Origin of the sequence: Streptomyces sp. NBC_01235, from assembly GCF_035989285.1 — a bacterium.
Lineage (GTDB): Bacteria > Actinomycetota > Actinomycetes > Streptomycetales > Streptomycetaceae > Streptomyces.
In genome coordinates this window covers 9,068,918-9,093,253 of record NZ_CP108513.1, presented here as the reverse complement: position 1 = coordinate 9,093,253, position 24,336 = coordinate 9,068,918, and the positions used below count along the sequence as shown (strand labels likewise).

General features: G+C 72.8%; 22 protein-coding genes. 5 read left to right on the top strand and 17 right to left on the bottom strand.

The genetic code is table 11. From position 1 onward, the window contains the following. Positions 1 to 25: 25 nt before the first annotated feature. The 4 genes from ligD to OG289_RS40810 all read right to left on the bottom strand — a co-directional run bounded on the left by ligD (position 26) and on the right by OG289_RS40810 (position 5,581). Positions 26 to 976: a non-homologous end-joining DNA ligase gene (gene ligD / locus OG289_RS40825; RefSeq protein ID WP_327319035.1), complete on the bottom strand. Its 951-nt coding sequence runs from the start codon at positions 974 to 976 to the stop codon at positions 26 to 28. Continuing rightward, positions 973 to 2,829 (bottom strand): transketolase, encoded by a 1,857-nt coding sequence (locus OG289_RS40820; RefSeq protein ID WP_327319034.1) that lies wholly within the window; start codon positions 2,827 to 2,829, stop codon positions 973 to 975. Before OG289_RS40820 ends, ligD begins: the two co-directional genes overlap by 4 nt. A 4-nt stretch (positions 2,830 to 2,833) precedes the next feature. Beyond that, entirely contained in the window at positions 2,834 to 4,696 is a 1,863-nt protein-coding gene (locus tag OG289_RS40815; protein ID WP_327319033.1) for an FAD-dependent oxidoreductase, read from the bottom strand. 411 nt (positions 4,697 to 5,107) lie between these two features. Then, complete coding sequence (locus OG289_RS40810) at positions 5,108 to 5,581, bottom strand: phage holin family protein (protein ID WP_327319032.1); 474 nt, start codon at positions 5,579 to 5,581, stop codon at positions 5,108 to 5,110. 133 nt (positions 5,582 to 5,714) lie between these two features. Here OG289_RS40810 and OG289_RS40805 point away from each other — a divergent pair, with 133 nt between their 5' ends. Both OG289_RS40805 and OG289_RS40800 read left to right on the top strand, forming a co-directional pair. Then, complete coding sequence (locus OG289_RS40805; protein WP_327319031.1) at positions 5,715 to 6,065, top strand: VOC family protein; 351 nt, start codon at positions 5,715 to 5,717, stop codon at positions 6,063 to 6,065. A 133-nt stretch (positions 6,066 to 6,198) separates the two neighbouring features. Then, positions 6,199 to 6,546 carry a DUF6204 family protein gene (locus OG289_RS40800; protein ID WP_327319030.1) on the top strand — a complete coding sequence of 116 codons (348 nt, stop codon included), beginning with the start codon at positions 6,199 to 6,201 and terminating at the stop codon, positions 6,544 to 6,546. Here the strand turns inward: OG289_RS40800 and OG289_RS40795 are convergent. From OG289_RS40795 to OG289_RS40760, 8 genes are all read right to left on the bottom strand, one after another. Next, the gene (locus OG289_RS40795; RefSeq protein ID WP_327319029.1) at positions 6,524 to 7,069 is read right to left on the bottom strand and encodes a GNAT family N-acetyltransferase; all 546 of its coding nucleotides are present in this window, start codon (positions 7,067 to 7,069) and stop codon (positions 6,524 to 6,526) included. The two genes, OG289_RS40800 and OG289_RS40795, sit on opposite strands and share 23 nt — an antisense overlap. 30 nt (positions 7,070 to 7,099) lie before the next feature. Then, complete coding sequence (locus tag OG289_RS40790; protein ID WP_327319028.1) at positions 7,100 to 7,351, bottom strand: DUF1049 domain-containing protein; 252 nt, start codon at positions 7,349 to 7,351, stop codon at positions 7,100 to 7,102. A gap of 92 nt (positions 7,352 to 7,443) precedes the next feature. Then, entirely contained in the window at positions 7,444 to 8,367 is a 924-nt protein-coding gene (locus tag OG289_RS40785; RefSeq protein WP_327319027.1) for a S66 peptidase family protein, read from the bottom strand. Continuing rightward, complete coding sequence (locus OG289_RS40780; RefSeq protein WP_327319026.1) at positions 8,364 to 10,523, bottom strand: S9 family peptidase; 2,160 nt, start codon at positions 10,521 to 10,523, stop codon at positions 8,364 to 8,366. The genes OG289_RS40785 and OG289_RS40780 overlap by 4 nt, the downstream gene beginning before the upstream one ends. Then, positions 10,492 to 11,796, bottom strand: coding sequence for a M20/M25/M40 family metallo-hydrolase (locus tag OG289_RS40775; protein ID WP_327319025.1), 1,305 nt, complete (start codon positions 11,794 to 11,796; stop codon positions 10,492 to 10,494). The genes OG289_RS40780 and OG289_RS40775 overlap by 32 nt, the downstream gene beginning before the upstream one ends. Positions 11,797 to 11,828: 32 nt before the next feature. Next, on the bottom strand, positions 11,829 to 12,647 hold the full coding sequence (locus OG289_RS40770; RefSeq protein ID WP_327319024.1) for a M55 family metallopeptidase: 819 nt from the start codon (positions 12,645 to 12,647) through the stop codon (positions 11,829 to 11,831). A gap of 47 nt (positions 12,648 to 12,694) precedes the next feature. Next, the gene (locus tag OG289_RS40765; protein WP_327319023.1) at positions 12,695 to 13,696 is read right to left on the bottom strand and encodes an Lrp/AsnC family transcriptional regulator; all 1,002 of its coding nucleotides are present in this window, start codon (positions 13,694 to 13,696) and stop codon (positions 12,695 to 12,697) included. A 175-nt stretch (positions 13,697 to 13,871) separates the two neighbouring features. Continuing rightward, entirely contained in the window at positions 13,872 to 14,150 is a 279-nt protein-coding gene (locus tag OG289_RS40760) for a metal-sensitive transcriptional regulator (RefSeq protein WP_055638536.1), read from the bottom strand. Positions 14,151 to 14,231: 81 nt separating this feature from the next. On the opposite strand from OG289_RS40760, the gene OG289_RS40755 reads away from it, so the two are divergent. Together OG289_RS40755 and OG289_RS40750 are read left to right on the top strand one after the other, a co-directional pair. After that, complete coding sequence (locus OG289_RS40755) at positions 14,232 to 14,654, top strand: rhodanese-like domain-containing protein (protein ID WP_442819031.1); 423 nt, start codon at positions 14,232 to 14,234, stop codon at positions 14,652 to 14,654. Positions 14,655 to 14,912: 258 nt separating this feature from the next. Beyond that, on the top strand, positions 14,913 to 15,872 hold the full coding sequence (locus OG289_RS40750) for a sigma-70 family RNA polymerase sigma factor (protein WP_327319022.1): 960 nt from the start codon (positions 14,913 to 14,915) through the stop codon (positions 15,870 to 15,872). Between the two features lie 115 nt (positions 15,873 to 15,987). On the opposite strand, the gene OG289_RS40745 is transcribed toward OG289_RS40750, so the two are convergent. The 5 genes from OG289_RS40745 to OG289_RS40725 form a co-directional block, all read right to left on the bottom strand. Beyond that, positions 15,988 to 16,329, bottom strand: coding sequence for a DoxX family protein (locus tag OG289_RS40745; RefSeq protein WP_327319021.1), 342 nt, complete (start codon positions 16,327 to 16,329; stop codon positions 15,988 to 15,990). A 105-nt stretch (positions 16,330 to 16,434) separates the two neighbouring features. Then, on the bottom strand, positions 16,435 to 17,160 hold the full coding sequence (locus OG289_RS40740; protein WP_327319020.1) for a class I SAM-dependent methyltransferase: 726 nt from the start codon (positions 17,158 to 17,160) through the stop codon (positions 16,435 to 16,437). Positions 17,161 to 17,345: 185 nt separating this feature from the next. Further along, positions 17,346 to 19,832 carry a SpoIIE family protein phosphatase gene (locus OG289_RS40735; RefSeq protein WP_327319019.1) on the bottom strand — a complete coding sequence of 829 codons (2,487 nt, stop codon included), beginning with the start codon at positions 19,830 to 19,832 and terminating at the stop codon, positions 17,346 to 17,348. 153 nt (positions 19,833 to 19,985) lie between these two features. After that, a complete protein-coding gene (locus tag OG289_RS40730) occupies positions 19,986 to 22,400 on the bottom strand; it encodes an MFS transporter (RefSeq protein ID WP_327319018.1) in 2,415 nt (804 codons plus the stop codon). A gap of 153 nt (positions 22,401 to 22,553) precedes the next feature. After that, the gene (locus tag OG289_RS40725; protein WP_327319017.1) at positions 22,554 to 22,997 is read right to left on the bottom strand and encodes an SRPBCC family protein; all 444 of its coding nucleotides are present in this window, start codon (positions 22,995 to 22,997) and stop codon (positions 22,554 to 22,556) included. Between the two features lie 199 nt (positions 22,998 to 23,196). Between OG289_RS40725 and OG289_RS40720 the strand changes: the two genes are divergently transcribed. After that, positions 23,197 to 24,258 (top strand): Rv2578c family radical SAM protein, encoded by a 1,062-nt coding sequence (locus OG289_RS40720; protein ID WP_327319016.1) that lies wholly within the window; start codon positions 23,197 to 23,199, stop codon positions 24,256 to 24,258. Positions 24,259 to 24,336 lie beyond the last annotated feature (78 nt).

Here is a 24,336-nt window from a genome sequence, read left to right as displayed (position 1 = left end):
GGCCTGAAGGCTCTTGGCCAAACCTTCACGAGCCGCGCAGTGCGTCGAGCCGACGCCGGGCCGGGCCCAGGGAGCGCCCCCGCCCCGTCATCCCTGACCAGGGCCGGGTGCGGGCCTGCTCCACTGCGTCGGCGATGGTCCAGCGGCGCGGGCCGAGCTCGGGATCGTCGAGCTGCTCCCAGGTGATCGGCGTGGCGACGGGCGCCCCGGGCCGCGCGCACACCGTGAAGGGGGCGACGGCGGTCTGGGCGTAGCCGTTGCGCTGCACGTCCAGGTAGAGCCGGTCGCCGCGGTCCTTGATGCGGGCTGCTGTGGTCAGCCGGTCGGGGTGTGCGGCGACGAGCAGCTCGGCGGCGTCCCGGGCGAAGCCGCGCACCTCGTCGAAGCCGAGGTCGCCGGACCCGCCGACGGGGACGACGACGTGCAGCCCGCGCGAGCCGGTCGTCATCAGGGCGGAGGGCAGCCGCAGCTCGCCGAGGAGCTCGCCCAGCCATACGGCGGCCTCGCGGACGGCGGCGAAGCGGGAGCCGTCGGCCCGGTCGAGGTCGAAGACCATCAGGTCGGGGCAGTCGACCCGGCCGCTCCGCGACAGCCGGCGGTGCAGGGTGAGACAGGCCTGGTCGGCGAGGAAGGCCAGGGTGGCGGAGTCGTCGCAGACGGTGTGGCGGACCGTGCCGTCCTCCTTGGCCACCTCGACCCGCGTGATCCACTCCGGATGGTGCTCGGGGGTGTTCTTCTGCATGAAGCGGGGCCCGTCGATCCCGTCCGGGTGCCGTTCCAGCATCAGGGGGCGGCCGCGCAGCTGCGGCAGCAGGAACGGGGCGACCGACCGGTAGTAAGCGACGAGGTCGCCCTTCGTGTACTCCTTTCCGTCTTCGCCGGCCGGGAAGAGCACCTTGTCCGGCCGGTGGACCTCGACGATGCGGCGGCCCGCGCGCACCTTCCGCACGTCGCCGCCGCCCGCGCCGGCGCTCACGGCGCGATCGCCTGCTCCACCAGCAGCCGGGCGGACGCGGCGATCGACTCGGCGTCGATGCCGGCGGCGTGCAGCTGCTCGGCCGGGGTCGCCGAACCGGGCATCGTCCGAACGGCGAGGCGCACCAGCCGGGGCGCGGGCCGCCCGTCGAGGAAGGCGTCGAGGACGGCGTCCCCGAGGCCGCCCTGCTCGTGGTGGTCCTCCACGCTCAGCAGGAGGCCGGTCTCCTCGGCGGCCCGCCGCAGGGTGGCCCGGTCGACGGGCTTGACCGAGTACAGGTCGACGACCCGGACGGCGATGCCCTCGCCGGCGAGCACGTCGGCGGCCTTCAGCGCCTCGTGCACGGTGACGCCGGCCGCGACGATCGTCATCCGGTCCCGGTCGGACGAGCGCAGCACCTTGCTGCCGCCGACCGGGAACTCCTCGTCCGGCCCGTAGATCACCGGTCCGGCGCCGCGCGAAGTGCGCAGGTAGCGGACGCCGTCCAGGCCGACCATGGCGGTGACGAGCCGGGCGGTCTGGTTGGCGTCGCAGGGGTACAGCACGGTCGAGCCGTGCACGGCCCGGAACATCGCCAGGTCCTCCAGGCCCATCTGCGAGGGCCCGTCCTGCCCGATGGCGGCCCCGGCGTGCGAGCCGACCAGGTTGATGCCGGCACCGCTGATCGAGGCCATCCGTACGAAGTCGTGGGCCCGGGTCAGGAAGGCCGCGAACGTGGACGCGTACGGCACCCAGCCGCGCGTCGCGAGGCCGACAGCGGCGGCGACGAGCTGCTGTTCGGCGATGTAGCACTCGAAGAACCGGTCGGGGTGCTCCTTGGCGAAGGCCTCGGCGCGGGTGGAGTCGCTCACCTCGCCGTCGAGGGCGACGACGTCCCCGCGGGCGGTACCGAGGGCGGCGAGCGCCTGGCCGTAGGCGTCCCGGGTCGCCACGCCCTTCTCGGGCTCTCCCACGTCCCAGCGGGGCAGGTCGAGGTGTCCGGTGGGCACGGAGTGCAGCATGCGCGCCTCGGCCGGTTCGTGCACCCGGACCCGCAGGTCACGGACGCCGCCCAGCTCCTCGATCGCCTCGTCGGCGTCCGGCAGCGGCTTGCCGTGCAGCCCCTCACGGTCCTGGACGGACTCGACACCCTTGCCCTTGAGGGTGCGGGCGATGATCACGGTGGGCTGCCCCTTGGTGGAGATCGCCTCGCCGTACGCGCGGTCGATCGCGTCCACGTCGTGCCCGTCGACCTCGACCGTGTGCCAGCCGAAGGCCTGGAAGCGGCGGGCGTAGGCGTCGAGGTCGTGGCCGTGCCGGGTGGGTCCGCGCTGGCCGAGCCGGTTGACGTCGACGATCGCCGTGAGGTTGTCCAGGTGCTCGTGGCCCGCGTGCTCGGCGGCTTCCCACACCGAGCCCTCGGCGAGCTCGCTGTCCCCGCACAGCACCCACACGCGGTACCCGGCGCGGTCCAGCCGCTTCCCGGCCAGCGCGATGCCGACGCCCACCGGCAGCCCCTGCCCGAGCGAGCCGGTGGCCGTCTCGACCCACGGCAGCCGCTGCGGGGTGGGGTGCCCTTCGAGCCGGCTGCCGAGCTTGCGGAACGTGAGGAGTTCCTCGTCGTCGACGGCCCCGGCCGCCTTGTAGGCGGAGTACAGCAACGGGGAGGCGTGCCCCTTGGAGAGGACGAAGCGGTCGTTGCCGGGGTGGGCGGGGCGGTCGAAGTCGTAGCGGAGATGGTGCGCGAGCAGCACGGCCATCAGGTCCGCGGCCGACATCGAGGACGTCGGATGCCCGGACCCCGCGGCGGCGGAGGCACGCACACTGTCCACCCTCAACTGCTGTCCGAGTTCGGTGAGTTCGGCGGTGTCCATCGGGCTACTGGTCTCCTTCTGGGCGATCTGCGCGGGCGTCACCGCGCTTGACGGGGCCGGGGGCCGGGTGATTCCCGGCGGGCCCGGGCCCCGGCTGGTTCTTCGCGGGCTCCCCACCCGGCTGGTTCTTCGCGGGTTCCCCGCCCGGCTGGTTCTTCGCGGGCTCCCCGCCCGGCTGGTTCTTCGCGGGCTCCCCGCCCGGCTGGTTCTTCGCGGGCTCCCCGCCCGGCTGGTTCTTCGCGGGCTCCCCGCCCGGCTGGTTCTTCGCGGGCTCCCCGCCCGGCTGGTTCTTCGCGGGTTCGGCGCCGGACCGGCTCCGCACCGCCTCGGGTGCGGACTCGTCCTTGGCCACATCGGGCGTCGGCGAGGTGATCGTCTGATGCTCGTCGGCGGACCCGGGATCCGGGTCGACGTCGGCGTCGGCGATCTCGGGGTCGGACCCGTCCTTCGCCGCATCGGGCGTCGGCGAGGTGATCGTCTGGTGGTCGGCCCCGCCTCCGGGCCCGTCGTTCACGTCCTCGGGGACGGCCGCGCCGGGGCCGGAAACGGTTTCCCGCCTGTGCGCGGCCGCTGCCCGGGCCGGCTCGGGCGACACCGTGTCCAGCGGTATCGACCAGGACCGTACGAGGCCCAACTGGACGGACTGGCGCGGGAGTACGGCGTCCAGCAGCCAGTCGGCGGCGACCCGGACTCGGTTGCCGGGCAGGGCGGCGAGATGGTAACCGCGGGCGACCGCGCCGGCCACGGGACCGGAGAGGTGGACGCCGAGCGGGTTGGCGGCCGCCTGCACCCCGCCCAGGTCGAGGACGAACCCCAGGTCCTTGTGCCGGTACGGCCGCAGACGGCGGCCTCCGAGAGAGGCGGCGACGTTCTGTCCGGCCACCTTTCCCTGCCGCCAGGCGTGCTGCGCGGTCATCGGCGTGTACTCGCCGGGCCTCTCCAGATCGGGTACGGCCGCCGCGTCACCACAGGCGAACACCTCGGGCCTGCTTGGCACCTGGAGCGTCGGTTCGACGAGCAGCCGCCCCCGTTCCATGGGCAGGCCGAGCGACTCCGCGAGTGGATCCGGCCGTACGCCCACGCACCACACCAGGGTGCGGGTGTCGACGAACTCGCCGTCCGTCAGCAGGACTCCCTCGCGCGTGGCCTCCTTCACGGAGGTCCCCATCCGTACCTCGACGCCACGCTCCCGTAGCACCCGGTCGGCGGTGCGCGAGAGCCGTTCGTCCAGTTCGGGCAGGACGCGCTCGGCGACGTCGAGGAGCAGCCAGCGCGGCCGCATGCCCTTGCGCAGGGGGTGGGCTCGCACGAGCGCGTCGGTCAACAGCTGTCCCTGCGCGGCGACTTCGGTGCCCGTGTAACCGGCGCCGACCACGACGAACGTGCAACGTGCCACGCAGTCCGAGGCGTTGTCGCCGGAGGCGGCCAACTCCACCTGTCGGGTGAGGTGATCGCGCAGATAGAGCGCCTCGGACAGCCTGCGGAAGCCGTGCGCGTGCTCGGCGACCCCGGGGATGGGCAGCAGCTTGTCGACGCTGCCGGCGGCGAGCACGAGCCGGTCGTAGCCGAGCGCACCCGTCACGCCCTCGGGATCGGTGTAGTGGACGGTGCGCGCGTCGAGGTCGACGCGGACGGCCTCGCCCAGCGCGAGCCGCACGTCGGGCAGGGTGCCGGACAACGACACGGTCACCCGGCGCGGTTCGAGGATGCCCGCCGCCACCTGGGGCAGCAGGGGCAGGTAGAGGAAGTAGTCGGTCGGGTTGAGCAGGGTGATGTCGGCCCGTCCCCGGGCCGCTCGAGCCAGGGTGCGGGCCGTCCGGTACCCGGCGAAGCCCGCTCCGACGATCACGATGCGGGGTCGACTCACGGTTCGCCTCCGGCAGTGTTCGGACGGTGTCGCAGACGGTTGTCGTACGAGGGTTTCCGCGTCCCCCTGGCAGGGATGGCCAAACGTGCGCCCGTTTCGGCCCCGCGAGCCTTCTCGAGCAGGCGGTGGGGTGCCCCGGGATCGAGCGAAACCAAAAGCTCGAGCGAAGCCAAAAGCTTGGGGGAGGCCGAGCAGGCGCCGAACGAGCACGTCCGTATTCACGGTGCGCCGCTTGCGGTACGAACCAGCTGCTGCCGGGCGGGATGGGCCATATCTGCCCCCGAGCCACTTCGAGCAGCTTTCGAGCAGCTGGAGCCGCTGATCAGCGGGGAGATGGTTTCGGCCCGATCAGCGGCGGTTTCTTCGACTTCTGCCGGACGAAGGTGTCGTCGCGGCTTCCGTGAGGCCGCGTCACCCCCGGTGGTGCGGGTTCTCGGGGTCGATGTCGTCCGCGCGCGGTGCCTCGCCCGGTTCCGGAACGCGGGCGCCGGGCGCGATCGGCGGCATCGGAGGGTACGGCATCCCGGTACCGCTGGGCGGCCCGGGCGGCGGCGTGCCGCCGATGACCCGCCCGGGGGCGCCGGGGCGCGACGCGTGGGGCTTGGCGGCGCCCCGCAGCAGGTATGCCACGACGCCGAGGATCGCGGCGGTGATCAGCGCCGCGGCCCAGTCGGGCAAGGCGGTGTCGAGGGCCAGGCCGACCGCGAGTGCGACGGCCGCGCCCGCGTAGAGGGCGACGGTGCCGGACGCGGCGTACAGCATGGCGGTACGGCGCTGCTTGCGGGTCTGCTCGCGCAGTTCGTCGCGGATCGTCTCGCGCGCCACCTGCGCCAGTTCCTCGGCCAGATGCTTGTCCAGATGCTCCAGGTGATCGATGCGCTCCATGACCGCCGGGTACCCGCTGTGACGAACGCTTAACGCCACGGGCCGGCGCCGCGGCAGGGCACGGCGAGGGGACGGGGAGAGGATCGGGTGAAGGGATCACCTCGCCGCCGCCGCCCCAACTAGGCTCGTCCGTATGGACATTCTGGGAGCAACACTGCGTGTCTGTGTCGACGACCTGGAGGCCGCGGTCTCCTTCTACGAACGACTGGCGGGCACCGACGCGCTCCGCTTCGAGCGGGGCGGGGTGCAGGTGGCCGCGGTCGGCTGCTTCCTGCTGATGAGCGGGCCCCCGGCCGAGCTGGAGGTGCTGCGCAAAGTGGCCGCGACGATCGCCGTCACGGACGTCGACGAGGTGCACAAGACCCTCACCGAGCTGGGCGCGGACGTCCTGGCCGGCCCGGTGCCGACACCGGTGGGCCGCAACCTGATCGTCCGGCACCCGGACGGCGCGGTGTACGAGTACGCGGACCGGCGCGGACGGTAGAGCGTCGGGCGTCGGCGTCGGGCGTAGGGCGTCGGCGTCGGGCGGGGCGAAATTCCGTGTGCGACGCGCCTTCGCGGACGTAGAGTCGGGCGTTCGACGGTCCGCGGGAAACAGCGACAGTGAGTGAGCGACAGTGAGTGAGCAGCACACCTACCGGGTGATCGTCCGGGGCACGTGGGACGGTCTCACCGAGGCGGCCCGTACCCGGCTGCTCGCCGAGGCCCGCGAGCACGGGCTGACGAGCATGCGGTTCACCGAGGAGGGCACACTGTCCTACGAGCCGTCGCCACTGAAGCACTTCTCGATGCGGTACGTGGTGGTGTCGGACGCGGCGGACGGCGAGGAGATGGCGGGCGCGCTCGCCGAGGAGCGCGCCGAGACGACGCTGCGGGAGCTCGGCTACGGCTTCGCCGGCCTGCGGTCGACGGTCACGGACCTCGACACCATGAAGATCAACTTCAAGCCCGCGTCTCGGCGGTGATCGCCCACCGCTCGTGGTCACGCCACTCCCCGTCGATGTAGATCATCTTCGGGGAGTAGCCCTCCAGGCGGAAGCCGCAGGTTCGGGCGAGGGCGATCGAGGCGGCGTTGCCGGGCTGCACGTTGATCTCCAGCCGGTGCAGCCGCAGCGGCCCGAAGGCGTAGCCCACCACGAGGCCGAGCGCCTCGCGCATCAGTCCGCGCCCCGCCGCGTGCGCGAACACGCCGTAGCCCAGCGCACCGCACTGGAAAGCGCCCTCGACGATGTTGTTGATGTTCACGAACCCGGCGACGGCCCCGTCCTCCCGGGTGCACACGAGGAACCCGGCCTTGGACGGGTCCTTTATCAGCCGGCCCGCGTAGGCCGTGTAGGCGTCGGCCGTGGCCGGCGGGAACAGCCACGGATGGTGCAGGTCCTTGCTCTCCCGCACCCGGGCGGTGAACTCCGGCCCGTCCTCGTAGGTGAAGTGGCGCAGCCCCACGCGGGGGCCCTCGACGAGATAGTGGGATGCGGTGTGCGGCATCGAGCCAGCGTACGACGGCCCCCCGAGGCGCTACGAGCGCCTTCTCGTGAAGTACGCCCCGCACAGCGCGCCGATGATCCCCACGGCGAGCAGGGCCGTCCACAGCGGCATCGTCACCTCGGGGACCAGCAGCCGGATCTTCGTGGCGCGGGTGTTCTCGAAGATGAAGATCAGGGCGAGGACGGCGAGCACCAGGACGGCGATCCGGCCGGGCGTCAGCGCCGTACCCCTGCCGCCGCTCCTCCCGCCGCGCTCGGAGGTCTTCGAGGTCTTCGGGCTCATGCGACCATCGTGAGCCCTGAGCCGCCCTCACGCACGGTGGGACGTGCCCTCCAGATGCGGCCCTGTCGGCACGGTGACGCGGGGCGGGTGGGTCAGCGCAGGGCGGGCGCGTCGAGGGTGAGGGTGCCCTCGTCCGCGTCGAGTGCGGCGCACACGCCGAACGGCACGGTCACCGCCCCCTCGCAGTGCCCGAATCCGAGCTCCTCGACGACGGGCACCCCGAGGCCGCCGAGCCGGTCGGCGAGGACGGGACGCAGGTCCTCGTACGGGCCGCACCGGTCCCAGGAGCCGAGCGCGACGCCCGCGACGCCGTCCAGCCAGCCGGTGCGCAGGAGTTGGGTGAGAGCCCGGTCGACGCTGTACGGCCGCTCCCCCACGTCCTCGATCAGCAGCAGCCCGCCGCGGGCCCCGGAGCGGGTGTGCGGGGTGCCGTAGCCGGTGGCGAGCAGCGCCAGGCAGCCGCCCAGGGTGACGCCCCGCGCCCGGCCCGGAGCGATGGCCGTACCGGTGGAGGCGAGCGTGCGGACGGTCTCCGGGGCGAACAGGGTGGCTTTGAGGTGCTCCTGCGCCCGGGCGTTCTTGATGAAGTCGATGCCCGCGGCCACCGGACCGTACAGCGTGACCAGGCCCAGGCGGACGGCGAACGCCTCGTGCAGGGTGGTGCTGTCGCTGAAGCCGACGAACACCTTCGGCCCGGCCGCCCGCATCGCGTCCCAGTCGAGCAGGTCCACGACGCGCTGGGCGCCGTAGCCGCCGCGTGCGCACAGCACGGCGTCGACGCCCGGGTCGCACCAGGCCCGCTGGAGGTCGGCGGCCCGGTCGGCGTCGGTGCCCGCGAGGTGGGGCAGCCGGGCATGCCGGTCCAGCACATGGGGGGCGACCACCGGGTCCAGGTCCCAGCCGCGCAGCAGGTCGAGACCGGCCTGGAGCCGCTCCTCCGCGACGGGCCCGCTGGGCGCGACAACCGCGACCCGGGCGCCTGCGGCGAGCCGGGACGGCCGCACCAGTTCCTTCACCGCACGAGCTCCAACCTCGGGACACCGGGCGGACGCAGCCCGAACACCTGAGCGTACAGCGAGAGCTCGGACTCCAGGGCCCGCACCATCGTCGCCGCCTGCCGGAACCCGTGCCCCTCCCCCTCGAACGCGAGGTACGCGTGCGGCACCGACCGTCCCGCCAGCCGGGCCAGGAACCGCTCGCACTGGGCGGGCGGGCAGATGACGTCGTCCAGGCCCTGCAGAAGCAGGAACGGCACGGTGATCCGGTGGGCGTGCTCGACGGGCGAGCGCTGCGCGTACCGGGCGGGCTCCCCCACCGCCTCAAGAGCGTGGGAGGCACCCCCACCGGCGAGGGGCCCGACGAGACTGTCCGGGTAGCGCGACTCGAAGTCGTGGGTCTCCCCCGTCGCCCAGGCCACCAGGTCCAGCACGGGGTAGCGGATCGTGCCGCAGGCGTAGACGTCGGTGCCGATCAGCGAGGCGGCGGCGGTCCAGCCGCCGGCGCTGCCGCCGCGGATCGCCAGCCGGTCGCGGTCGGCGGTGCCCTCGTCGGCCAGGGCCAGGGCGACGGCCGCGCAGTCCTCGACGTCGACCACGCCCCACTGCTCGCGCAGCCGCTCCCGGTACTCCCGCCCGTATCCGGTCGACCCGCCGTAGTCGACCTCGGCGACCCCGATGCCCCGCGAGGTGAAGTAGGCGATCTCCAGGTCCAGTACGAGCGGGGCGCGATCGGTGGGACCGCCGTGCGCCCAGATGACGTACGGCGGAAGTTCGTGGCCGGGGGCGACGTGTCCGGGGTGGCGGGGCGGATGGACGTGCGCGTGGATGTCGCGACCGTCGGGTCCGGTGAAGGTGCGGATCCGGGGCTCGGGGTAGTAGGCCGGGTCCACCGCGTCGACGTGCGCGGCGCCGATCACCCGGGCCCGGCCGGTCACGGCGTCCAGCTCCACCACCTCGTACGCGCTGCGCGGACTGGCCGCGACGGCGACGACGCTCCCCCACCTTCCGGGCGGGGGGACCCCCATCTCGCTTCGCTCACCGCGCACGGCGAGGGTCGGGGCGAACTCCGTCCACGGGCCCTCCGCGTCGACGAGCTCCCCGGTCTCGGTGTCGAGGATCCCGAGCGCGGTGGCGCCCCGGCCGTGCACGACGGCGACGAGCCCCCTCTCCAGCGGCGCGAACCAGCGATGCCCGAGCTTCCACAGGGCCCCGCCGAACTCCTCCTCGCGCGGACAGACGGGCTCGTGGTCGCGGTACAGGTTCCACCAGCCACTGCGGTCGCTTGCATACAGCAGACAGTCGACCGACGACTGTCCTCGTTCACCCGTCGACCTCCGACCGTCGTCCAGCGACCGTCGCCGGCCGCGCGTCGACCGCATCCAGTCGACCTGCGCGATCGACTCCCCCGGCCCGCCGGCCACGACCCGGGGGTCGCTCAGGGTGCCGTCGCCCGTGATGTCGGCGACGACCACCTCCGTCCCCTCCCACGGCATCCGCGGATGGTCCCAGGCCAGCCAGGCCGCCCGGCGGCCGTCGGATGAGAGGCGGGCTCCGGTGACGAACCGGCGGCTGTCGTCGGTGAGTTCACGCACGGCGGCGCGGTCGTGGGCGGCCGAACCGTCCAGCGGTACGGCGGCCAGCACGCGGCGGACGTCGGTGGGCCCGTCGCCGGTGAACTCCTCCAGAACGCACCACACTTCACCCCGGTCGAGCAGCAACTGCGGCTCCACCCAGCGCAGTCCGCCGCCCACGCAGGAGACCGGAGTGAGCGGACGCGGCGCGGCGCCCGGGCCGGGTCCGGGTCCGGGCTCGTACGCGTACAGCCGCTGGTCGGCGAAGTGCACGAACACCACGAGGAGTCGGCCTTCGCGCACGGCACCGGCCCAGGGCTGTCCGCCGTACTCGACGACCCGGCTGCGGACGTTCCAGGGGGCGGGCAGGACGGACTCCTCCGTGCCGTCCGCGCGCCGCCGGACGAGGGCGCGACGGCCGTTCTCGGTCGGCCGGGGCGCCGTCCACCACACCTCGTCGCCGACCAAACCGAGGTACTCGGGGCGCCCGTCGTGCCTGGCCGCGAGGGTCGCGTCGATGGGCGAGGGCCAGGAACCGTAGGGCAGGACCTGCACGTTCTCCCCCGCTCGCCTAGGCCGTCCGCAGGAACCGGTCGAGGACATGGACACCGAAGCGCAGCGCCTCGACCGGGACCCGTTCGTCGACTCCGTGGAAGAGTGCCTGGTGGTCGAAGCCCTTCGGGAGCTTCAGCGGCGCGAAGCCGTAGCCGGTGATGCCGAGCCGCGAGAACTGCTTGGCGTCCGTGCCGCCGGACATGCAGTACGGCACCACGTGCCCCTCGGGCGCGAACTCCTCGACGGCGGCGCGCATGCGGGCGAAGAGGGGAGCGTCGACGGGTGCCTGGAGGGCGACTTCGCGGTGGAGGAACTCCCAGTCGACGTCAGGGCCGGTGAGTTCGTCGAGGGTGGAGCGGAACTCGTCCTCGCCGCCCGCGAGATACCGGCCGTCGACGAACGCGACGGCCTCCCCGGGGATCACGTTGACCTTGTAACCGGCGTCCAGCATGGTCGGGTTTGCGCTGTTGCGTACGGTCGCCTCGACGAGGGCGGCGGCCGGGCCGAGCTTCTCCAGCAGGCCGTTCACATCGCGCAGGTCGGTCTCGATGCCGTACAGCGCGGCGAGTTCGGTGAGGGCGGCGCGGACGGTCGGGGTGAGGCGGAGCGGCCATGCGTGCTCGCCGATACGGCTGACGGCCGCGGCCAGTCGGGTCACCGCGTTCTCCCGGTTGACCTTGGAACCGTGGCCGGCGCGCCCGCGCGCGGTGAGCTTCAGCCAGCCGGTGCCGCGCTCGCCCGCGGCGATGGGGTAGATCTCGCGTCCGGCGCCGTCGTGGAAGGTGAACGCCCCCGATTCGCCGATGGCCTCGGTGCAGCCCTCGAACAGCCCCGGGTGGCGGTCGGCGAGGAACCCGGAGCCGTCCTCGGCGGTGGCCTCCTCGTCGGCGGTGAAGGCGATGACGAGGTCGCGCCGGGGTCGCACGCCATGCCGTGCCCAGAGCCTCAGCACGGCCAGGATCATCGCGTCCATGTTCTTCATGTCGACGGCTCCGCGCCCCCACACGACCCCGTCGCGCACCTCCCCGGAGAACGGGTGCACGCTCCAGTCGGCGGCCTCGGCGGGGACGACGTCCAGGTGGCCGTGGACGAGCAGCGCGTCCGCGGCCGGATCGGTGCCCTCGACCCGGGCGACGACGTTGGTGCGCCCCGGGGTGCGTTCGAGCAGCGTCGGCTCGATGCCCGCCTCGGCGAGCAGCGCGGCCGCGTACTCGGCGGCGGGCCGCTCCCGGCAGTCCCCGCCGCCCCGGTTGGTGGTGTCGATGCGGATGAGCTCGGAAGTGAACCGGACGACCTCGTCCCGCGCCTGCGCGTCAGCCATGCCGCTCCTGTTCCTGCCCGTGCGCCTGCTGCTCAGCCATACTGCTCCTCGATCGCGGCCGAGACGATCGTGGTGACCGCCTTGAAGGTGCGGATGCCCTCGTACATCGTGCCGCTGGTGTAGGCGACCTTCCGCTCGCCGACGCGGGCGACACCGGGCACGACGGTGGCCGCCATCGCGAGGTGCTCGGCGTCGAACTCCACCGCGACGGTGAACGGCCCACCGCGCACCGGTTCCTGACGGTCCGCCAGCCGTGCCGCCTCCTTCGCCGCCGCCCTGATGTCGGCGGCGGTGCGGGCGGGCGTACGGCACACGGCCGCGTAGCGCGAGACGTGGTCCTTGACCGCGACCTTCAGCGCCTCGGGCGCGTACCCGAGTGCGTCCTCACAGGCCACGTCGTCGCCGGTGACCAGGACGACCGGCACGCCGTACTCGGCGACGACGTGCGCGTTGAGCAGGCCCTCGCTGGCCCGTACGTCGTTCAGCCAGACGCCGGTGACGGAGTTGGCGAGGACGCCCTCCATGCCGGCGCCCGCGTGGTAGCCGACGAACGCGATGCCGTCGACGTCGCCGTGCTGGACGCCTTCCACCATGGACAGGGACTTGTGCCGGCCGGTGAGCATCTCCACCCGCTCGTCGAGCTGTTCGAGGAGCAGGTTGCGCATGGTCCAGTGCGCCTCGTTGACCAGGACCTCGTCCGCCCCGCCGTCGAAGAAGCCCAGCACGGCCGCGTTGACGTCCGAGGTGAACATCGACCGGCACCGCTCCCACTGCGGGGTCCCCGGCAGCACGTCGGCGGGCCAGGTGACACCGGTGGCGCCCTCCATGTCGGCACTGATGAGGATCTTCACATCCGGCCCCCGTCCACTCAGGAGTCCCCGGTCAGGAGCCCCCGAGCCTATCTGCCCGCCCCCGCGTTCCCCGGGGAGCGACGCCCCTCGTAGGTGAGCTGTTTGACCTGGCGGAGGATCGGCGCCGTCTCCACGGACCGTACGCCGTCGAGCGCGCCGATCCCCTCGCTGAGGTAGGCGTACAGGTCGCCGGCGCCGGCGTGCAGGGTGTTGGCGACGATGTTGGCCGGGCCGGTGGTCGCGGCGGCGAAGCGGACCTCCGGGTGCGCGGCCAGCGCGCGGCCGACGTCGGCGAGCGCGGCGGGCTCCACGGTGAGCCAGAGCATCGTGTCGACTTCCCGGCCCAGGGGCTCGACGTCGTGCTGGACGTCGAAGTAGAGGGCTCCGGTGGACCGCAGTCGTTCCAGGCGTCGCTTGACCACCGACTCCGACAGTCCGGTGGCCGCCTCCAGGTCGGCGAGGGTGGCGCGCCCGTCCTCGCGGAGCAGCGCGAGCAGCCGCTCGTCGTCCGCGTCGACGGACACCGGGCCGGTGGCGGACTCGGGCGGCTCGGGTCGCAGGGCCGCCTCCTGGTCCGGGGTGAGGGCCTTGACCTTGGTGAGCCAGCCGAGGGAGCCGCCGTAGAAGTAGTGCAGCACGCTGTGGGCGCTGATGGAGGTGATGCGCGGCGTGCGCTGCAGATGGCCCAGGAGCAGTTCGTCCCGTTCCTGGCGGCTGCGGGGCTTCATCGAGCACATCACCTCCGTACCGCCGGAGATGAGCGCGACGAAGATGGTGTCGGGGCGCCGGGCGAGCCCCGCGGCGAGCCGGTCGGCCACGTCCGGGGTACAGCACAGCCGGACGATCCAGCTGCTGCGCCCGAGCCGGCTCTCGTCGGTCATCCCGATGACGCGCAGCCCCGCCGTGGTGTGCAGCCGGCGGAAGCGCCGGGCGACGGTCTGGTCGGAGACTCCCAGCACCTGGGCGATACGGCTGAACGGCGCCCGCCCGTCCAGCTGGAGCGCCTGGAGCAGCTTCAGGTCGAGTTCGTCGAGTGTGCGTGGGTTCACCGGGTCGACTCCTGCGCGAGGGATGGGGTGCGTGGGGACACCGTGCCATCCCACACCCCGCCCGGGGCGGACGGCCGTTCCGCGGCGACGCTCCAGCGCGTCTTCGGCGGGGTACCGCCGGCCGTCGCGGTGAGCATGGGCGTGACGGCCGTCCGGTGAACGACCGCCGGGGAGCTCAGGCCAGCGACAGGAAGAGCTTCTCCAGGCGGGCCCGCATCTGCGCGGAGTCCCGGACCTCGGGGTCCTCGCTGGTCATGCACTGCTCCAGCCCGGTGGCGATGATCGCGAAACCGGCCCGGTCCAGGGCCCGGGAGACGGCCGCGAGCTGGGTGACCACGTCCTCGCAGTCGCGGCCCTCCTCGATCATCCGGATCACACCCGCGAGTTGCCCCTGGGCGCGCCGCAGCCGGTTGAGCGCCGACTTCAGTTCCTCGGCCGACATGTCGAGTTGCACTTTTCCTCCTCCATACCCCGCATATACCCCCATGGGTATCCTACTCGTGGGGGACAACGCCCCACCGAAAGATTTTGTTCCGTGGCCCACCGTACGACCGACGCCGCCGCGCCCTCCGACCCCGCCGGACCGACCACCGGCCTGACCACTGCCCAGGCGGCGGCCCGGCTCGGCGACTGCACCGTCGTCGACGTGCGCACGCCCGGCGAGTACGCCGGCGGGCACCTGCCCGGCGCCCACAACATCGCCCTGGACCGGCTCGGCGAGGCCGCGAGCGCCCTCGGGGCGGCCGCCGCCCACGGGCCGCTGCTCCTTGTGTGCGCCTCCGGCAACCGGTCCGCGAAGGGGTGCGCGCGGCTCGCGGCTCTCGGCGTCGAGGCGGCCACGCTGGAGGGCGGCACCGACGGATGGGCGGCGGTCGGCCGTCCCGTCGAGCGTCCGGCGGGGCCCTCACCCCTTGGCCGATGGACCGCCAGGTCCGGCTCGCCGCCGGATCCCTGGTGATCGCCGGTTTCGCCGCGGGCCTGGCCCGCCGGCGCGCACTGGCTGTCACGGGCTGATCGGCGCGGGCCTGGTCCTCTCGGCGGCGACCGACACCTGCGGCATGGCCGCCCTGCCGGCGAGGCTCCCGCACAACAGGCCGCCAGGGAGGCCACTTCGTTCGAGGAGACGTTGGTGCGGCTGACCGCGCCCGTGTTGTGATCTCCGCACACAGGCCCGCACCGCGGCCTGCACCGCTGTGACACGAACGGGGATCCGGTCATGACCACGCACACCACCCTGCCACCGGAGCGTTTCGAGGCCGACCGGCCTCATCTGCGCGCCGTCGCCTACCGCATGCTGGGCTCACTCAGCGAGGCGGAGGACGCCGTGCAGGAGACCTGGCTCAGGGCGGCCCGGGCGGACGTCGGCGACGTGGAGAACCTCAGCGGGTGGCTGACCACGGTGGTGGGCCGGGTGTGCCTGAACATGCTGCGCTCCCGCAGAACGCGGCCGGAGGTGCCGCTCGACGACGGGGTGACCGAGCCCGCCGTCGGTCCGCGGGAGGGCGGCGACCCCGAGGAGGAGGCGCTGCTCGCCGACTCGGTCGGCGTGGCGCTCCTGGTCGTCCTGGACACCCTGGCCCCGGCCGAGCGGCTCGCGTTCGTGCTGCACGACCTGTTCACCGTGCCGTTCGACGACATCGCCCCGATGATCGAGCGCACCCCGGCCGCCACCCGGCAACTGGCCAGCCGGGCCCGCCGCCGCGTCCGGGGCGCCGCCCCCGGCGCCGACGTCCCTGCCGTACCCGCGGAGGTGCCCGCTGCCGTGCCCGCCATCGAACGGGCCCGGCAGCGCGAGGTCGTCGAGGCGTTCCTGGCCGCCACGCGCGGCGGCCACTTCGAGGCGTTGCTGGCGCTGCTGCATCCGGACGTGGTCCTCACCGCCGACCGTTTCGTCGTTCCCACGCCCGAGCCCGTCGCGGTCAGCGGGGCGCGGCCCGTGGCCGAGGGTGCGATGGCTGCGACCGGCCGCGCCCGGTTCACCGGTCTCGCCCTCCTCGACGGCCGGGTCGGCCTCGTGATGGCGCCGCAGGGCAGGCTGCGGCTGGTCCTCGTGTTCACGGTCGCGGAGGGCGGGATCACCGGGATCGACGTCGTGGCGGACCGGGAGCGGCTGGAGGGCATCGAGGTGGCGGTGCTCGACGTCCCCTGGACCGAGTCTGTCGGGGCCGACGACTGACGAACGGGTGAGGGGCGGACGGGAGTTCCCGGTCCGCCCCTCACCCTTCACTCCTCACCCGTCACCCCGTGACTCATCACCTGTGACCTGTGACCTGTGACCCCGTGCCCCGTTGTCAGAAGGCCAGCACCAGCGAGGCCACCGCCGGTGCCGCGTAGACCAGCGGGAACGGCACGTGCGAGAACCAGCGGGCCCGCAGCACGGTGACGACGGCCCCGAGGAAGTACAGGACCAGACCGGCCGCGGCGAGCACGCCGACCACGGGCACGAACAGCCCGGCCAGCAGCCCGGCCGCACCGACGGCCTTGGCCGCACCGAGCCACGGCCACCACGAGCGCGGCACTCCGTAGTCGGCCAGCGGCTTCACCGTCCACTCGGCGCCCAGGAAGACCGAGGCGGCCGAGAAGCCTGCCATGACAGCTCCGACGACGGTGACGACAACGTAGGCAGTGGACATTTCAGCAGCTCCTCATCGGGGGTTTCCGTGCGTTCCTTCACCCCCCTGACACGGCGCGGCGCGAGAGTGTGACCGCCGCGGGAGCCGCATTCGATGTGAGGGCGGTCACATGACACGGGCCGCCACGAGCCACTTCGACGGCAGTTCTATCCGGGTGCCGTCCGGTGCCGACTCCGTGGTGATGAGCGGCAGTTCACCGGAGGCCAGGACCGTGAGCCCGGCGGTGCGCAGATACGCGGGCACCGCGTCGTCGGCGACCTCGCCGGGGGCGATGCCGTGTCGGAAGATCGGCGCGAGTTTCGGCGGCGGACCGGCCGGGCTCTGCGCCAGAGAGCCGAGGACGGGACGGGCCGCCTCCGACAGTTCGACGAGGAAGACCCTGCCGCGCTCCCCCACCAGCGCGGCGATCCCGTCCACCAGCGGCTGCCGGTCGGCGGGCTCGCACTGGTGCAGGACGCCGCGCATGTAGACGTTGGCGTCGCCGAGTTCGGCGTGCAGGGTCTCGGCCGCGCCCTTCTCGGCCGCGTCCAGCAGCCGGTACGTCGCCTGTCCGGCGGGGTCGGCGCGCCGGGCGTGGTCGAGGGCCGCGGCGGCCAGGTCGGCGCCGACCACGTGCGGGAAGCGGTCGGCGAGGTACCGGGTCTGGGTGCCGTTGCCGCAGCCGAGGTCCACCAACGCCAGCCCCGGGTCGGTGACATGGGGTTCGAAGTAGGCGAGGTGGACGGCGGCGGTCACTCTCGGATCCGCGTCCCAGAACACACCGCCCGGTTCGTCCGGGGCCTCACGCCAGAAGCCCTCCCACGCCTCCCGGTACCGACTCGCCACGCTCATGCCCAACTCCCCAGGATGCAAGGCCGATCCGCCGTAAGCGACGGGCGAGTACGGTTTATCGCTCCCCGGTTTCCGCTACAAGCGCGCGGCGCATTCCTTCACGCCGCGTTCTGAATCCGTACGCCGTTGTGCGCCCCCTGTCCGCCCCGGTCAGCCGCACGGATCAGCGGTCGGGTCGGCCGCGTTCAGCGGCGCGGCAGCGTCAGCTCGAACCAGACGGACTTCCCCGCGCCCGTCCGGCTGGTGCCCCACTCACGGGCCAGCGTGCTCACCACGCGCAGCCCCCGTCCGACCTCGTCACCGGCCCCGGCGCTCAGCAGGGTCGGCAGTTCGTGATCGTCGTCGTCGACCTCGCACAGCAGCGTGTCGCCGCGTACGAGGCGCAGGGCCACGGGGCGCCGCTGGGAGTGCCGCAGGGCGTTGGTGACGAGTTCGCTCACCATGAGCTCGGCCGCGTCGGCCAGCTTCGTCAGCCCCCAGTCGTGGAGCTGTTCGCGGACCACCGCCCGGGCCCGGCCCACCTCGGCCGGGTCCAGGCGCAACCGCCATTCGGCGACGTCGTCCGGTTCGATGCCGTTGAGGCGGGCCATGAGCAGGGCCACATCGTCCTTGCGGCCTCCACGCGTGTTGAGGGCACGGATGATGGTGTCGCAGGCGTCGTCCATGGAGGCGGCCGGGTGGGCGGCGGACTCGCAGAGCGTCGCCAGGCCCACGCCGATGTCCTCGCCGCGCATCTCCACCAGGCCGTCGGTGCACATCACCAGCCGGTCGCCCGGTTCCACGCGCACGCGGACGGCCTCGAAGGGCACCCCGCCGACGCCGATGGGCGCGCCGGTGGGCAGGTCGAGGAGTTCGCTGCGACCGTCGACGGCACGCACCAACACGGGTGGGATGTGGCCCGCGTTGGCGATGCGCAGCTCGCTCTCGATCGGGTCGTAGACCGCGTACAGGCAGGTTGCGAGGTAGGTGTCGCCGAGCCTTTGCGCCAAGTCGTCGAGATTGCGCAGGAGTTGGGCGGGCGGCAGGTCGAGGGCGGCCATGGTCTGCACGGCCGTCCGCAACTGGCCCATCATGGCTGCCGAGTTGAGGCCATGGCCCATGACGTCTCCGACGACGAGGGCGGTGCGGGCGCCGGGCAGCTTCACCGAGTCGAACCAGTCGCCGCCGACGCGCCCCAGCAGCGTGCCCGGCAGATAGCGGGTGGCGATGTCACAGCCCGCCATGCGGGGCGGGATGTGCGGCAGCATGCTGTCCTGGAGGGTCTCGGCGACGCTCTCCTGGTAGGTGTACATGCGCGCGTTGTCGAGCACGAGGCCGGCGCGGGCGGCGAGTTCGGCGCCGGTGACCCGGTCCATGTCGTTGAAGACGGCACGCTCGGGGTGGCGCAGCAGGATCATGAAACCGAGGACGACGTTACGGGCCTTCAGCGGGACGACGAGCATGGAGCGGCCGGTGATCAGTGGCCGGATGTCGCGTTTCTCGAACTGCGAGGCGATGGCATGGCCCAGCTGCTCGCTGATGCGGGGCACGAGCACGGGTTCGCCTGTGGTCATGCACTGGAAGAACGGGGTGTGCGCGGGGAACGGCATCGCCTCGCCGACGGGTACGACGTCGTCCCAGCGGCCGGGTTCGTCGGTGTGCTCGACGGCGACCCGGTGCCACATGGTGGTCGTGTCCGGCACCCCGTCGGGGAACCCCTCACCGGCGACGACCTGTTCACGCAGATAGGTGCCGGCGACGTCGGTGAAGCGCGGGACGACGGCTCTGCTGACCTCGAGAATCGTCCGGGACAGATCGAGTGAGGTGCCGATCTTCCCGCTGACCTCGTTGAGGAACTCCAGCCGTTCCCGGACGGCGACGTACTCGAGGTCCTCGCCCTCGTCGACCAGATCCTCCGGTACGGGCAGCCCTTCGGCGACGGCGCGGGCGGCCCGCTCGCGGCGGACTCTGCGCTCGACGCGCCGGGCCACGCCCCAGTCGGGCGTCACGGGCACCCGGTCGTTCTGACTGAACTCCAGGACGGGGTAGCCGAGTTCGAGGATCTGCGCGACGATGCGGGCGCTTTCGCCGACGCTCATGCTGGGCAGGATCTCGGGCAGCCGGCCGGCGAGGCCCTCGGCGCCGGGGAAGTCGGTGTGCAGCGCGAAGCCGGGGGCGATGCGTTCGACGGCCGCCCGGTCCGCCGGATCGTCCTGGTGCAGTCCCGCCGCGTCCGCGGCCAGCACCAGCAGTCGTTCCGTTCCCGGTCCGACCAGCGGGTACGCCCACCACAGCACGTCGACACGGTCACGGTCCCGCTCGGGCACGGTCAGCCGGGCCCGTCCGGCGGCCGGGTAGCCGAGGCCGCGGTCGAGGGAGGAGTCCAGCCCGGGTCCGAGGCCGTCGTAGGCGGCGTGGTCTCCGTAGCCCCCGTGTCCCCCGTCCGGAAGGTCGTCGTCGGGCTCGGGGAGCGCGCCGGAGACGGGGAGCAGGTCGATCGCGGACCGGCCGATCGCCTCCTCCTTGACGACGCCGAAGAGCCGGCGTGCGCCGGTGCTCCAGTGGGAGACGAGACCCTCACGGTCCACCACGACCACGGCCAGCGGAACGCGCCCGGCGTCGGCCACGCCGTCGGCCGCATCGCTCCCGGCTCCGCGGCTGGGAGGTGCGTCCCTGTCGGTGCCACGGTCCATGGCCCAGGCCCTCTCTCCCCAGAGCTGTGCAAGATCTGTCCCGCAGCCCCCACCGTACGGCGCACGTCGGTCGGCATGTGCGGCAATGCTGGAATTGGTTTCACCGGGGCGCGCCGGGGTACGCCGCACGTCCCGGTGCCCGCGCGGGCCGGGTCAGTCCTCGTGGCCGAGTCGCAGGTCGCGCTCCGTGCGCCCGCCGCCCGCCACTTGCAGGACGGTGGCGACCGGCGGGTAACCGGCGGCGATGACGGTGTACTCGCCGCAGGACAGGTCGACGAAGCGGAACGTGCCGTCGGGGCCCGTGGTGAGGGTGTCCACGACGTTGCCCGCCGCGTCCAGGAGGGTCACGCGCGCGTCCTCGACGGGGCGCCCGCCGGTGGCCCGCACCGTGCCGCGCAGCAGGGCGCCGCCGGCGAGTTCGACGTCCTGGCGGGTCTCGCGGGAGGCCTGGACGCTGACCGGCAGGGCGGCCGGGCGGAAGGCGGGCGCGCCGACGGCGAGGGTGTACTCCCCGGCGACGAGTTCGGTGATGACGTAGCCGCCCTCGCGGCCGCTGCGGGTGCTGGCGACGACCTCGCCGTGGACGTTGGCAAGGGTGACGGTGGCCTCCCGCACCGGGGAGCCGTCCGCCGTCACGACGCTCCCGGCGAGGCGGCCGGCGCCGCCGAGGACGATGTCCAGTTCGACGGGGCGTTCGCCGACGGTGACGGAGACGGCCTGTGGCTGGTGACCGCCGGCGGCGGCGATCAGGACGTATGCGCCGGAGCCGGGCGTGGACAGCGCGTACCGTCCGTCCTCGCCGCTGGCGCCCCGGCCGATCTGCTGTCCGCTCACATCGATGAGGGTGAGCGCCGCGCGGGGCACGACGGTGGCGTCGGAGTGCTGCACCGTGCCGCAGACGGGGACTCCGACGGTGTACGGCGAGCGAGGCGAGAGGGGGGTCCCTCCGCCCGCAGGGTGGGGGATCGGCGTGTTCACGGTCGCGAGCTCCGTTTCGGCGGCGTTGTGGGACACCAGCGGTTTCTCCTTGAGGAAGCAGGCGATGAGCAGCCCGAGGACGAGCACCGGTACGAGATAGAGGAAGATCCTCGGCATGGCGTCGGCGTACGCGCGGATGTAGGCGTCGCGCAGCGCCGGGGGCAATGCGCGCACCAGCTGGGGGGTGAGGGACTCGGGGTCCGGGAGGCCGGCGCCGGTACGGGCGGGCAGGCGGTCGCGCAGGGCGTCGGTGAGCCGGCCGGCGAAGAGGGTGCCGAAGATCGCCGCGCCGACGCTGCCGCCGATCTGGCGGAAGTAGTTGTTGGCGCTGGTGGCGGTGCCGAGGTCGGTGGGGCGCACGGAGTTCTGCACGGCGAGGACGAGGACGGGCATCACCAGGCCGATGCCGGCGCCGAGCACGGCCATCCAGAGGCTGTACTGCAGCCGGGGTGTGCCCGCCTCCAGCCGGGACAGCAGCCACATGCCGAGGGCGGCGAGGGCGCTGCCGAGGACGGGATACACCTTGTAGCGGCCGGTGCGGGTGATGAGCTGCCCGGAGAGCACGGAGGCGCCGACGATGCCACCCATCATCGGCAGCATGAGCAGCCCGGACTCGGTGGCGGTGGCCCCGTAGGCCATCTGCAGGAAGGTCGGCAGATAACTGGCGGCACCGAACAGCGCGACCCCGATCACCAGGCCCACCAGCGCGGTGACGTTGAAGACGGAGTCCCTGAACAGCCGCAGCGGGACGAGGGGTTCGGCGGCGACGCCCTCGACGACGAGGAAGAGGACGGTGGCGGCGGCCGCGCCCGCGCCGAGGCCGACGACGACGCTCGAGTCCCAGGCGTGCTCGGTGCCGCCCCAACTGGTCAGCAGGACAAGGCAGGTGGAGGCCACGGCGAGCAACAGGGCGCCGAGGACGTCGAATCGGGGTTTCGCCGTGGGCTTCGGGAGCTTGAGGACGACGGTGACCACGGCGAGGGTGACAAGGCCGAAGGGGACGTTGATGTAGAAGCACCAGCGCCAGGAGAGGTGGTCCGTGAAGTAGCCGCCGAGCAGCGGTCCGGCGACCGAGGCGAGGCCGAACGCGGCGCCGATGAGGCCCATGAACCGGCCGCGGCGCCTTGGCGGCACGATGTCCGCGATGATGGCCTGCACGCCGATCATGAGCCCGCCCGCGCCGACGCCCTGCACGGCGCGGAAGGCGATCAGCTGGTCCATGGTCCGCGCCCGCCCGGCGAGCGCGGAGCCGACGACGAAGGCGACGATCGCGAACTGGAAGACGCCCTTGCGGCCGCGGAGGTCACCGAGCTTGCCGTAGACGGGCAGTCCGACGGTGGCGGTGAGCAGGTAGGCGGTGATCGCCCAGGACATCCTGTCCAGGCCGTGCAGCTCGCCGACGATCTTCGGCAGGGCGGTGGCGACGATCATCTGGTCCAGGGCGGCGAGGAGCAGCGCGAGCATGAGGCCGAAGAAGACCAGCCGCACCCGGCGTTGCCCCGGTCCCGTCTCGGTGACCGGCGCCTCGGGCGGGCCCGCCGCAGGAGGTGCCGTGACCGGCTCGTCCTGCACCAGAGTGGTCCCGCCCATGTGCCGCTCCCCTCGTCGCACCTGCCACACAATTCCCGCGTAAAGCGACAACTGCGAGCAAGCGCGACGAGTTACGGCACCATCCCGGTCGGAAGGGAGATCCGCTCGAACCGGTGAAGGGGATCAACACCCAAGGAGCGTACGGGTGTTGATCTACTTCTCGACCTCGGTGGCGAGGTTGGCGAGGATCAGGTCGTAGATCCGGCCGAGGCCCTTGGGCGCGAAGGTCTTCTCGAAGAAGCCGCCGATGCCACCCGCGCCGTTCCAGGTGGTGGTGACGACGACCCGGGACGCGCCCTCACCGGCCGGGGTGACGCGCCAGACGGTGACCATCGAGGAGTTGCGGTCCTTCTCGACGAGCTCGCCGTCGGTCGGCTCGGCGACCTCCAGGAGGCAGTCGCGCACGCGCTTGCTGGTGGCCTGGAGCTTCCAGTGGACGAGGGTGCCCTCGCCGTCGCCACCCTCGCGCACCTCGTACTCGCTGAAGTGCTCGGGCAGCAGCCTCGCGCGCGTGCCGCTGTAGTCGGCGATGGTGTCGAACACCTTCTCCGGGTCCGCAGCGACGACCCGCTCGGTGGTGGCCTCGACCTGCGCCATGGGGTTCCTCCAGGTCCTTGTTGCTCAGGGTTGCTCAGGTTGCTCAGGTGCGGGGCAAGCCAACCACCCCGGTCCGCAGCCGCCCAAATCGGGGTCGCGGAAGCGATCGCCGGGCGATCGAAAAGGACCGCCGAAGGTCCGTCGCACGATCATGGGAACACTTGTTCTATTGTGGGGGCAGGGCTACCGAGGAGACGTCATGCGCTGGGACAACCTCACCGTGGAGACCCGCCACGACCGGGCGGCGGACGCCGCGCTGTTCGGCGCGGACACGGTCACGACCAGGACGTTCGACACGCCCGAGTTCGCCGGCATCACGTTCCACGAGATCAGGGCCCGCTCGATCCTCAACCGGGTGCCGGGCGCCTCCCGGATGCCGTTCGAATGGACCGTGAACCCCTACCGGGGCTGCACACACGCGTGCGTCTACTGTTTCGCCCGCAAGACGCACAGCTATCTCGACCTCGACACCGGCATCGGCTTCGACACCCAGATCGTCGTCAAGGTGAACGCGCCGGAGCTGCTGCGCCGCCAGCTGGCCTCGCCCCGCTGGCACGGTGAGCACGTCGCGATGGGCACGAACGTCGACTGCTACCAGCGCGCGGAGGGCCGCTACCGGCTGATGCCGGGCATCCTGTCCGCCCTGCGCGACCGGGCGAACCCCTTCTCCATCCTCACCAAGGGCACGCTGATCCTGCGCGACCTCGACCTGCTGCGGCAGTCCGCCGAGGTGACCGACGTCGGCGTCTCGGTCTCCGTCGGCTTCACCGACACCGAGCTGTGGCGCACCGTCGAACCGGGCACCCCGGCTCCCCAACGGCGCCTGGACGTCGTACGGACCCTCACCGACCACGGCATCGGCTGCGGGGTGCTGATGGCGCCGGTGATCCCGTTCCTCGGCGACGAACCGGCACAGCTGCGCGCCACCGTGCGGGCGACAGCGGCCGCCGGGGCCACCTCCGTCACCCCCCTCGCGCTGCATCTGCGCCCCGGTGCCCGCGAGTGGTTCATGGCCTGGCTCGGGCAGCACCACCCGCACCTGGTGCGCCGGTACGAGCGGCTGTACGCGGACGGCGCCTACGCCCCGAAGTGGTACCAGCGCCGGATCACCCGTCAGGTCCACGAGCTGGCCGAGGAGTACGGCATCGGCCCCACGCGCGCGGGGATGCCCCGCCGGATCCCGCAGCCCGATCCGGCCGATCCGGTCGATCCGGCCGAGGAACCCGCCGCGTCCGGGCCGGTGCAACTCACGCTGCTCTGAGCGCGTTCGAGCGCATCCGGCAACCCGAACGGGTCAAGTAACGCCAGAACAGGTTCTTCCGGACGATCTTTTCGGGAC

Bases quoted from the DNA above. Each gene is read 5' to 3' on its own strand.
- OG289_RS40820 (WP_327319034.1), bottom strand. From the start codon at position 2,829: ATGGACACCGCCGAACTCACCGAACTCGGACAGCAGTTGAGGGTGGAC.
- OG289_RS40810 (WP_327319032.1), bottom strand. From the start codon at position 5,581: ATGGAGCGCATCGATCACCTGGAGCATCTGGACAAGCATCTGGCCGAG.
- OG289_RS40805 (WP_327319031.1), top strand. From the start codon at position 5,715: ATGGACATTCTGGGAGCAACACTGCGTGTCTGTGTCGACGACCTGGAG.
- OG289_RS40795 (WP_327319029.1), bottom strand. From the start codon at position 7,069: ATGCCGCACACCGCATCCCACTATCTCGTCGAGGGCCCCCGCGTGGGG.
- OG289_RS40790 (WP_327319028.1), bottom strand. From the start codon at position 7,351: ATGAGCCCGAAGACCTCGAAGACCTCCGAGCGCGGCGGGAGGAGCGGC.
- OG289_RS40780 (WP_327319026.1), bottom strand. From the start codon at position 10,523: ATGTCCTCGACCGGTTCCTGCGGACGGCCTAGGCGAGCGGGGGAGAAC.
- OG289_RS40775 (WP_327319025.1), bottom strand. From the start codon at position 11,796: ATGGCTGACGCGCAGGCGCGGGACGAGGTCGTCCGGTTCACTTCCGAG.
- OG289_RS40750 (WP_327319022.1), top strand. From the start codon at position 14,913: ATGACCACGCACACCACCCTGCCACCGGAGCGTTTCGAGGCCGACCGG.
- OG289_RS40745 (WP_327319021.1), bottom strand. From the start codon at position 16,329: ATGTCCACTGCCTACGTTGTCGTCACCGTCGTCGGAGCTGTCATGGCA.
- OG289_RS40740 (WP_327319020.1), bottom strand. From the start codon at position 17,160: ATGAGCGTGGCGAGTCGGTACCGGGAGGCGTGGGAGGGCTTCTGGCGT.
- OG289_RS40735 (WP_327319019.1), bottom strand. From the start codon at position 19,832: ATGGACCGTGGCACCGACAGGGACGCACCTCCCAGCCGCGGAGCCGGG.
- OG289_RS40730 (WP_327319018.1), bottom strand. From the start codon at position 22,400: ATGGGCGGGACCACTCTGGTGCAGGACGAGCCGGTCACGGCACCTCCT.
- OG289_RS40725 (WP_327319017.1), bottom strand. From the start codon at position 22,997: ATGGCGCAGGTCGAGGCCACCACCGAGCGGGTCGTCGCTGCGGACCCG.
- OG289_RS40720 (WP_327319016.1), top strand. From the start codon at position 23,197: ATGCGCTGGGACAACCTCACCGTGGAGACCCGCCACGACCGGGCGGCG.